Source organism: Candidatus Corynebacterium faecigallinarum, from assembly GCF_052264515.1.
Classification (GTDB): Bacteria; Actinomycetota; Actinomycetes; order Mycobacteriales; family Mycobacteriaceae; genus Corynebacterium; species Corynebacterium faecigallinarum.
Genome location: NZ_JBQQOC010000022.1, coordinates 37,948 through 48,019, shown reverse-complemented (window position 1 = coordinate 48,019; position 10,072 = coordinate 37,948). Strand labels below are relative to the sequence as shown.

6 protein-coding genes are annotated in these 10,072 nt (G+C 68.6%); all 6 read left to right on the top strand.

Annotated features, from left to right (window positions below):
- Positions 1-317: 317 nt before the first annotated feature.
- The 6 genes from ACTXPP_RS11285 to ACTXPP_RS11260 are packed head-to-tail and all read left to right on the top strand — an operon-like array spanning position 318 to position 10,020.
- On the top strand, positions 318-1,856 hold the full coding sequence (locus ACTXPP_RS11285; protein ID WP_443342162.1) for an alanine/glycine:cation symporter family protein: 1,539 nt from the start codon (positions 318-320) through the stop codon (positions 1,854-1,856).
- Positions 1,857-1,889: 33 nt separating this feature from the next.
- The gene (locus ACTXPP_RS11280; RefSeq protein WP_443341054.1) at positions 1,890-2,180 is read left to right on the top strand and encodes a hypothetical protein; all 291 of its coding nucleotides are present in this window, start codon (positions 1,890-1,892) and stop codon (positions 2,178-2,180) included.
- On the top strand, positions 2,161-2,349 hold the full coding sequence (locus ACTXPP_RS11275; RefSeq protein ID WP_443341069.1) for a GyrI-like domain-containing protein: 189 nt from the start codon (positions 2,161-2,163) through the stop codon (positions 2,347-2,349). Before ACTXPP_RS11280 ends, ACTXPP_RS11275 begins: the two co-directional genes overlap by 20 nt.
- 9 nt (positions 2,350-2,358) lie before the next feature.
- Positions 2,359-2,700 (top strand): acylphosphatase, encoded by a 342-nt coding sequence (locus tag ACTXPP_RS11270; RefSeq protein ID WP_443341051.1) that lies wholly within the window; start codon positions 2,359-2,361, stop codon positions 2,698-2,700.
- A gap of 19 nt (positions 2,701-2,719) precedes the next feature.
- Positions 2,720-6,358, top strand: a complete 3,639-nt coding sequence (gene smc / locus ACTXPP_RS11265; RefSeq protein ID WP_443342161.1) for a chromosome segregation protein SMC — start codon at positions 2,720-2,722, stop codon at positions 6,356-6,358.
- An 11-nt stretch (positions 6,359-6,369) separates the two neighbouring features.
- A complete protein-coding gene (locus ACTXPP_RS11260) occupies positions 6,370-10,020 on the top strand; it encodes a hypothetical protein (RefSeq protein WP_443342160.1) in 3,651 nt (1,216 codons plus the stop codon).
- Positions 10,021-10,072 lie beyond the last annotated feature (52 nt).

Sequence of the window (10,072 nt, the reverse complement as noted above, 5' to 3'; positions counted from 1 at the left end):
GGACGACCTCGGCGGAAGGGCGAAGATGAGTGGTGTTTACTCGTGCGGTGGTCGCACGGAACACAGGTGTCATGGCGGAGACAATCATTGCTTTCACTCCTTCCGGTCGATCCTTATCGGCACGCATGATGCTGCGAGTGCCATTGGTGCAGGTCAGTGTAATAGGACTGGTCGTTTTCCGGAAATTGCCAGGAGTTCTGATTCTCCTCCTCGCGTGAATCAGCACATCTTTTCGGTTCGTCCCGGCGGCTTGTTTCCGAATTGTTTCTGCTCATGAAACCTATTCACGGGGCTTATCCCGGAGTAGAGTTCCGCGCATGACGGATTTCATAGGTTCAATGAATGACAGCGTGTGGGCTGTCGTGGTCTGGCTGCTTGTCGGCGCGGGCATCTACTTCGGTGTCCGAACCATCGTGGTTCAGCTTCGACTGCTGCCGCAGATGTTCGGTGCAGTCGCCGAGCCACCGTACGAGGACGAGATGCTCCGCGACGGCGAGCAGGATGACGCGGATTCCGCGGCAGTCGGTAAGGCCGGCACGAAGAAGAAGAGGAAGAAGGCCCCGGACAAGGGAATCTCACCGTTCAAGGCCTTCACCATTTCCGCGGCGTCCCGCGTCGGCACCGGTAACGTCGCCGGTGTTGCCGTGGCGATCACCCTCGGTGGCCCCGGTGCGGTGTTCTGGATGTGGATCATCGCGATCATCGGTGGTGCGACGTCATTCGTGGAGTCCACTCTGGCCCAGCTCTACAAGACCCGCGACTACGAGAACAACGCCTACCGCGGCGGCCCCGCGTACTACATCACCCGCGGTCTCGGGAAACCATGGCTCGCCGTGATCTTCGGCATCGCGATCACCCTGACCTTCGGTTTCATCAACAACGCCTTGCAGACGAACTCCATCGTGGAGTCGGTCGGCACCTCGGCCGGCAACGACGGGATGGCCCTGAAGGTGATCATCGGGTTCGCCGTGGCAACGCTCACCGCCATGGTCGTTTTCGGTGGCGTCCAACGGATCGCCTCGTTCACGCAGGTGGTCGTGCCGTTCATGGCCGTCGCCTACATCGCTCTTGGCGTGTTCGTCCTGGGCCTGAATCTGTCGGAGATCCCGGAGATGTTCTCCCTGATCGTCGGGCACGCCCTGGGTCTGCGTGAGGTTGCCGGCGCCGCCGTCGGTGCCGCCTTCATCAATGGCATGCGCCGTGGACTGTTCTCCAACGAGGCCGGCCAGGGCTCCGTCCCGAACGCAGCCGCTACCGCCGCGGTGTCCCACCCGTGCAAACAGGGCCTGGTGCAGACCCTGGGCGTGTACTTCGACACCCTGATCGTCTGCTCCATGACCGCCTTCATCATCCTGCTGTCCAACCCGACCTACGGTGGCGACGTCGAGGGCGCGTCGCTGACCCAGAACTCCATGGCCAGCCAGGTCGGCGATTGGGGTATCCATGCGGTCACCTTCTGCCTGTTCTTCCTGGCGTTCTCCTCGGTGATCGGCAACTACTACCTCGCCCAGTCCAATGTCGAGTACTTCACGAGGAACAAGACGGTCATGCTGGGCTTCCGTCTGCTGGTGGTGCTCTGCGTGTTCCTCGGCGCAGTCGTGGATGTCCCGGTCATCTGGGCTCTGGCGGACACCTTCACCGCGACGATGGTGGTCATCAACCTCTGCGCGATCATCCCGCTGTGCCCGATCGCGCTGAAGCTGCTGAAGAACTACACGGAGCAGAAGCGTCAGGGCCTGGACCCGGTGTTCGAGCGCAGCATGCTGCCCGAGCTCAAGAACGTGGAGTGCTGGGACGACAAGGACGCCGCCTTCGAGGAGAAGGGGACCGGCGGCCCGGTCGGACTGCGCGTCTAGGACGTGACGCAGTAGACGGAGCAGGACACGCCGATGCCCGCCGACCGGAAGTACGACCTGAAGAAGGACCGCGCGGACTACCGAGCACGGTCAGGACGCTTCGACGTCCTCACCGTGCCGCCGACCCGGTACCTCATGGCCGACGGTCACGGCGACCCGAACACCGACCCGTCCTACGCGGCCGCGTTGGCGGCACTGTACCCGGTGGCCTATGCGCTGAAGTTCGCCAGTAAGGCAGGACGCACCGGCCAGGCTCGGCGACGTCCGCGTCGACGTCCTCGACGAGGGGCTCTGTGTCCAGACCCTGCACATCGGGCCCTATGACGGGGAGGGGCCGGTGCTGGAGCGGATGCACAATGAGGTCATTCCGTCCCGCGGTCTGGAGATGACCGGCACCCACCACGAGATCTACCTCGGTGATCCGCGCCGGGCGGCGCCGGAGAAGCTCCGGACGATCCTGCCTCAGCCGGTGCGGCCCGGACACTGCACCTAGACTGGGGCCATGAGTGACCCCGACCGCCCCACCAGCCCCGACAACGCCGCCGACTCGCAGGCCGACGCCCTCGCCGCGTCCCCGGGCCGGCTCACCGCCTGGGTCCACGGCCACGTCCAGGGGGTCGGTTTCCGCTGGTCCACGCGCACCAAGGCGCTCGAGCTGGGGCTGGTCGGGTTCGCGTCCAACTACCCGGACGGCCGCGTCCTCGTCGTCGCGGAGGGACGGGAGGACGCCACGGACGCTCTGCTGTCCTGGCTGCGTTCCACCGACACCCCGGGGCGGGTGGATACCGTCGTGGATTCCGTGACCGGCCCGCGTGGTGAGTACACCGACTTCCAGACCCGCTGATCCGGTAGACTGCACGGCCATGCATCTGAAGTCGTTGACCATGAAGGGGTTCAAGTCCTTCGCGTCGTCGACGACCCTCAAGCTCGAACCGGGCATCTGCGCGGTCGTCGGACCCAACGGCTCGGGCAAGTCCAATGTCGTCGACGCTCTGGCGTGGGTGATGGGGGAGCAGGGGGCGAAGACCCTGCGCGGCGGCAAGATGGAGGATGTCATCTTCGCCGGTGCCGGCGATCGGAAAGCACTCGGACGCGCCGAGGTCACGCTCACCATCGACAACTCCGACGGTGCACTGCCGATCGAGTACACCGAGGTGTCGGTGACCCGACGCATGTTCCGCGACGGTGCCTCCGAGTACGAGATCAACGGGGCGAAGGCCCGGCTGATGGACATCCAGGAGCTGCTGTCGGACTCCGGCATCGGCCGCGAGATGCACGTCATCGTCGGCCAGGGGCGACTGTCCCAGATCCTGGAGTCCCGTCCGGAGGAACGCCGCTCCTACATCGAGGAGGCCGCGGGTGTGCTCAAGCACCGTCGGCGCAAGGAGAAGGCGCAGCGCAAGCTGGTCTCGATGCAGGGCAACCTGGACCGGCTCCACGACCTCACCGATGAGCTGGCCAAGCAGCTCAAGCCCCTGGCCCGCCAGGCCGAGGCCGCGCAGAAGGCCGAGCAGGTCCAAGCCACCATCCGCTCCAACCGGCTGCTGCTCACCGCCGACAAGGTCCGCAGGCTCTCCGATGAGCTCAACGACGCCGATGAACAGGCCCGCGTCCTGGAGCACGACATCTCCGAACTCAAGGCGGACCTGGAGGAACACACCACCGAGCTGGCGGTGACCGAGGAGGAGCTGCGCACCGCACTGGAGGAGGCGGAGGCCGCGAAGTCCCTGTGGTTCCGCCTGTCGACCGTGGCGGAGAAGAACTCGGCGACCCTGCGCATCGCCGCGGACCGTGCCGCCGACCAGGGGAGCGAGAGCCAGTGGCGTTCGCCCAGCGGCCAGAGCCCGGAGGAGTTGCTGCAGCGCGCCGAGCAGGCCGAGGAGGAGCAGGCCACCCTCGACGAAGAGGTCGAGGTCGCCTCCGAACGCCTGGAGCATGTGCGCGAGGAGGTCGCCGAGCGGGACGAGGCCGCCCGCGAGGCAGAGCGCGAGCACATGGCCCAGGTCCGCGCGATCGCCGACCGGCGGGAGGGCATCGTCCGGTTGCTCGCGCAGCAGGAGGCGGTGGAGCAGCGGCGTATCGCCGCGCAGCAGGAGGTGCAGCGACTGGAGGCCGAGGTCGCCGAGCAGCGCGAGACCATGGCGTCGACCTCCGGCTCGGAGGCCACGGCGGCCGCTGAGGCGCTGGCCGAGGTCGAGGCACAGGGATCCGGGTTGGACGAGGCGGCCGAGCGCGCCGCCGCCGAGTCCGCCGGTGCGGAGCAGCGGGTGACCGATCTGCGCAGCACCGAGCGGGACCTGGAGCGCGAGATCGCCTCGTTGGAGGCCTCGGTGGAGGCGTGGCGGGACCGGTTGCGTCCCACCGACGGGGCGGCGGTGGTCGTCCGCGCCGCTGAGGCACAGGGCCAGGCCGTACCCAGGACGCTGACCGGGCTACTCGGGGTGCGCGATGGCTGGGAGTCGGCGCTCGCCGCGGTGCTGCCCACCGGACTTGTCACCGGCAGTGGCACCGGCGGCAGTGCAGATAGCTCAACCAGTAGCGCCAACGGAGACAACACCACTGCGCAGGACGCCCTGGTCGCCGCCCTCGTCGAGGCCGGCGAGGGCCGCGCGGTGTTACTGGAAGCCACCGGATCGGGAAAGAAGGGTGACTCCTGGCGACTGGACGTCGCCGATTCCCTCGCCGCCTCCGGCACGTCCGGCACCTCCGGTACTTCCAACGGTCCCGACTGGTTGCTGGACCACCTCGACGTGGCCGAGGACATCGTCCCGGCCGTCACCGCTTTGCTCGTCGACGTCGTCGCAGTGCCCTCGGTGGCCCGTGGCCGCGAGGTCGTCGCCGCCGACCCGCGTCTGCGCGCGGTCACCCCGGACGGCGTGCTCGTCGGCGCCGGCTGGGTCGCGGCAGGTTCCGGTGGCACGACTCCGGTGGAGCTCGGTGCCCGGATCGAGCGGGCCGAGGAGGACATCGTCCACCGCCGCAGTGAGCTCTCCGACCTTCAGGCCACCCTCGGTGGTGCGGGCCAGGCAGCCGAGGAACTGCGCACCGCCGCCGCCGGGGCGACTGCCGCTGTCCGCGAGCACCGGACCCGGCTGACCGCTGCCCGCCAGCGGCTGGAGGCCGCCGAGCGCACCGCAGCGCAGGCCGGACGCCAGTTGGAGAAGGCCGTCGCCCAGCGCGACGCCGCCGAGCAACGTCGCGAGGCACTGGACACCGAGGCCGATGAGGTCGCCGAGCGTCTCGACCGCATCGGCGTCGATGCGTCCGATCCGGACGGGGCGTCCGGTACCTCCGGGCAGGATGAGCCTTCCACCCAGGAACGCGACGCGACCGCCCAGGTGCTGACCCAGGCCCGGGCGATGGAGATGGAGGCGCGACTGTCGCTGCGCACCGCCGAGGAACGCGCCGGCAACCACCGTGGCCGGGCCGACGGTCTGCGCCGCCAGGCACGGCAGGACGCCGCGGCCCGGGACCAGTTCGAGAAGGCCGCCGTGAAGCGTCGGGCTGCACGGGAACGCGCTGAGGTCGTCGCCGCCCAGGCACGCCGGGTGGAACTGCGCATCCGGGACGCCCTGGACCGGGCCGAAGCAACCCGCAGCCGTACCGATGAGGCGCACCGCCAGTGGCAGGCGGCACTCAACGAGCGCAAGGACAAGGTCAACACCTTGACCCTGCGGTTGAACCACCTCACCGACACCTCCCACTCCGCGGAGATCGCCCGCAGCCAGGCGCAGCTGCGTATCGAGCAGGCGCTGGAGCAGGCGATGGACCAGCTGGGCATGAGTGCCGCCCAGCTGCTGGCGGAGGCCCCGGGCGAGGACTTCGACCGCGACGAGGCGGCGAAGGACCTCAAGGCCGCGGAGAAGTCGCTGCGTTCGCTGGGCAAGGTCAACCCGCTGGCGTTGGAGGAGTACACCGCCCTGGAGGAGCGCTACCGCTTCCTGGCCACCCAGCTCGATGATGTCGAGCGCGCCCGCACCGACCTGGAGGGGGTGATCCGGGACGTGGACGACACCATCCTCACCCTGTTCACCGAGGCCTGGAACGACGTCGAGGCGGAGTTCCCGAAGGTCTTCGACACCCTCTTCCCGGGCGGTGCCGGCCGGCTGGTGCTCACCGAACCCTCCGACATGCTGACCACCGGTATCGAGGTCGAGGCCCGGCCGCCGGGCAAGAAGGTCAAGCGACTGTCGTTGCTGTCCGGTGGCGAGAAGTCGTTGACCGCCCTGGCGTTGCTGGTGGCGATCTTCCGCGCCCGGCCCAGCCCGTTCTACGTCATGGACGAGGTCGAGGCCGCGCTGGACGATGTGAACCTGCGTCGGTTGATCGCCTTGTTCGAGGAACTGCGTGAGGATTCGCAGCTCATCGTGATCACCCACCAGAAGCCGACGATGGATGTCGCAAATGTGCTGTACGGTGTCACGATGCGTGGCGACGGGGTCACCAGGGTGATCTCCCAACGGATGCACCCGGTGTCTGCCGTCAGCGCGCCGTCGACCTAGAATAGTGACCCGTGAGCAACAGCCCGATCGCCGACCTGTCCGACAATCTTCTCGCCTGGGCATCCAGTGCGGAACTCGATCTGGCTGGCCGGTTGGGCCAGCTGCCTGTGGGGGAGGCGGACGATCCCGCTGAACCCGCAACCCCTGCCGTGTTCGTCGACCTCGACATCTCGGGGGACGAACTCGAAAGAACCACCACCTTCTACGGCACCTTCCTCTCCCGACAGATCACCGCCGGGGCGAAGGAGGACGACCTGCTACAGATGTGTCCCGCCCTGACAGCGACGACCCTGCTGTTCCGGGCCGCCCGACTGAATGTCGTCGGCGAACTGGAGTCGGAGTTCTGGTCCGGTCTGGGCCTGGAGCCGACCGCGGAGCGGGTTGAACTCGTCGACTTCCGGGGGATCCTCACCCGCGCCGGACTGGATCCGATGGACGATGCGGCCGCCGGCCCGGACGGTGACAAGGGTCGCCTGTTCGCCCATGTCGGTATCGCCACCGACTGGGTGCCGGAACTCATCGAGCTGATCGACTCCCGCCGTCTCGACGGCGATGCTCTGGACACCCCCGCCGAGGAGGCGGCCGCGGTGGTGGAGGTGCTGGCCGAGGAGTCGTTGCAGGCCGGGCCGTTGTGTGCGGCGATGCCGACGCTGGCCGCCCGACTGATCGCCCAGGTGGTGCAGGTGGTGCGCCTGGCCGCGGAGGCCCCGGACCACTGGCGCAACGCCTTGGCGGGCAACCCCGAGGTGACCATCCCTCCGCTGCTGCTGGAGGACGTTGTCGAGGAGCTGCGGGAGCGTCCGGCCGGTACGACCGCCCGTCGCCACCGGGTCGGCGTCGGCACCCGTGAGGACGAGCCGCGTCTGGCCCTGGAGCGGGCCCGGCAGCGGGTCGTCCTGCGTCTGCCGGAGCAGCCCTTGGACGTCCATCCCGACAACAGTGACAGCAGCGCCGACAGCGACAGCAGCGCCGACTCCGCCGACTCCGGCACTGCCAATACCGGCGATACCACCAGCACAGTGGACGAGGTGCGCTGGCACGTCGACATCGAGGGCCGGCCAGCGGGTTTCCGGACGCGCCGCTCCGAGGCGCCCGGCCGTCCGGTGACCAATATCCTGGACATCCCGGTGCGCCGTCCGATCCGTGAGATCGGCGTGCGCGACCTGACCCACGGTGAGTCCTGGGTTCTGCCGGTGGTCGACGAGGCTGATCCGGTCCTGGTCTTCTCCCGCCGCGGCAAGGACCTCACTGACCGAGTCTCGCTGCATCACACCCGGGTGCTGGTGGTCTGCCCGGAGGAGTCCACCGCGGTGGATGCGGTGCGCGACCGGGAGCTGCCGGTGCTCGGCGAGTGGCCGGTCAAGGCGTGGGACGGCTGGGTGATCCGCGACCTGGATCTCGCTGGTGCGGTGTCCTTGCACATCGACCGTCCCGGGGTGGCGCGTCCGGCGATGGGTATGGTGCGCTGTGTCGATGCCCGGCAGCGCGTGTGGTTCCGCGAGCCGGAGGACGTCCTGCCGGCCGTGCGCACCCTGGGTGGTCTGAAAGTGCACTCCTCGAGCCTGCAGGCGGTGTTCCCCGCGACCGTGTCCGGTGCCCCGGAGATGTGGTTCCTGTCGGTGAGCTCCTGGGCCGGCCCGGACGAGACCGGTGAGGAGGTCACCGAGGAGGAGCCGCTGGAGGTGCCGGCCGAGGGCGGCATGTTCGACGTCTTCGACCCGGAGGCCTACGACACCCCGTGGGTGGGCGAGTATTTGGTGCGGCTGCGTGGGCCGCGCAACGAGTCCTTCCGTCACGAGTTCGCCATCGTCGAGGGGCTGGACATCGAGGCCCCGGCGAGCCCCCGGTTGGGGCAGACCACCGGGCTGACCCCGGTGACGGTGAACCTGCACCCCGGCGACAAGCCGTTGTTCATCCCGCGGACGGTGGATGTCGCCGCCGCGGAGAAGTCGTTGCAGGTCATCGCGGAGACCGATGCCGGTGACGCACTGCCGCTGGTGGTGGAGCCGCCGCGGTTGCGGTTCCAGCTTCCGCTGGTCGGGGAGGACCCGCTGTGGCGTACCGAGGCGGTGACCGTCGCGGCGGTGTCGATCAACCCGTCGACCCGTTTCCGGATCCGTCCGGGCCTGCCGGTGGAGTCGCCGCGGCTGGTGATCCGGGACCGTCATGGTGCGCCGGTGCGCACCCTGCGCCTGGAGACGATCGACCAGATCACCTGGTCGGTGTCACTGTCCTCGGTGAAGGCCTCGTTGCCGCAGCTCACCGTGGGTTCCTGCGAGCTGGAGTTCGTCGCCGACGGACGCAGTCACAGTGTGCGTCTGGCGACCATGCACCCGATGGAGGAGCACAGCCTGTCGCTGGCGGATGATTCTGACGGCTCCACAGGCTCCACTCTGCGCATCACCCCGCCGGTGGACAGCCGGGCCTGGGTGTGGCCGCTGACTGCGCCGTGGCTGTCGGCCACGGAGATCTCCTTCGTCGGCGGGGTGGCCGAGTTGCCCGCCGATCTGGTGGCTGCCGGTGCACTGAGTGTGCAGCTGTTCAACTCCGACCGGTTCAGCCGACTGCACGCTGCCGCAGCCCCGGGCCCGCAGGCGCTGCGGGTGGAGGCCGAGGGTTACGCCCGTCCCGACGATGGTGGTCCGTGGACCCAGCTGGCGGCCTTTTTGGCAGGTGCCTCCGATGAGCTTCCACAGGGCACCGACGTGCTCACCGCACTGTGGGACGTTCTGGCCGGCTGGATGACCGGTGAGGCGACCGAGGAGGCGGGTGCGGCGATGCGTGCTGCACTGGCGCGTCACCCGCGGGAGGCACTGCGGGCGATGTCGCGGTCGCTGGTGCCGTCGTCGGACCGTCCGGCGCAGTTCATCCTGTCGGGCCTGGTGCATGCGTCATTGCGCGCCGATGCCCCGGACACCAGCCCCGGTGTCGCCTGGATCGCAGCACTGGAGACCCTCGGCGAGTTGGCCGCCACCGACGACGAGGACACCACGGCCCGCCGGGAGATCGGACGCCGACTGTCGGCGGTCGGCGGTGCGACGCTGTCGCAGACGGTGGAGAGCGGTCGGGACGCCACCCTGGAGACCTCCTGTATCGACGCCACCACCGTGCAGATCGCGCACCTGGCGCCGGAGCAGCAGGAGGCCCTGCTGGAGACCTTCTTCACTGGCTCACAGGTGGTGCCAGGTGCCCTGTCGGAGGAGAACACCCGACTGATCGCGGTGTTCGAGACCTTCCGGCACCGTGAGGAGCTCGGCCAGGTCCTCGCCGATCCGGGACTGTTGCGGGTGGCGCTGGCGCTGCTGCGTCGGATCCGCCAGACGAACCGGCAGCTCTACACCTCTGCCCGGGTGCGTTTCGACAAGCTCGACAACGTCGACACGGACAATCCGGACAACCGGTGGGCACTGACCCCGGTGATCAGCATGATCCTGGCGATCGCCGCACGGATGCACGCCCACGGACGGCTGGGTTCGCGCGGCCAGTTGGCCTCGGCGTACCCGGGGTGGGCCGAGCTCGCCAGGATCGTCCCGGACCTGGTCACCGGCGACCTGGTCGCCGCCGACGCCATGGTTCTCGGCGTGTTCGGCCCGGACGAGGTTGATGAGGAGGATCCGACGGACCCGGCCGATGCCGTGGTGGACGCGGTGATCCAGGACTGACGTGGTCCCCGGGGATACCCGGGGCTACTGGTTACCGGAGGTTGCTGCCCCC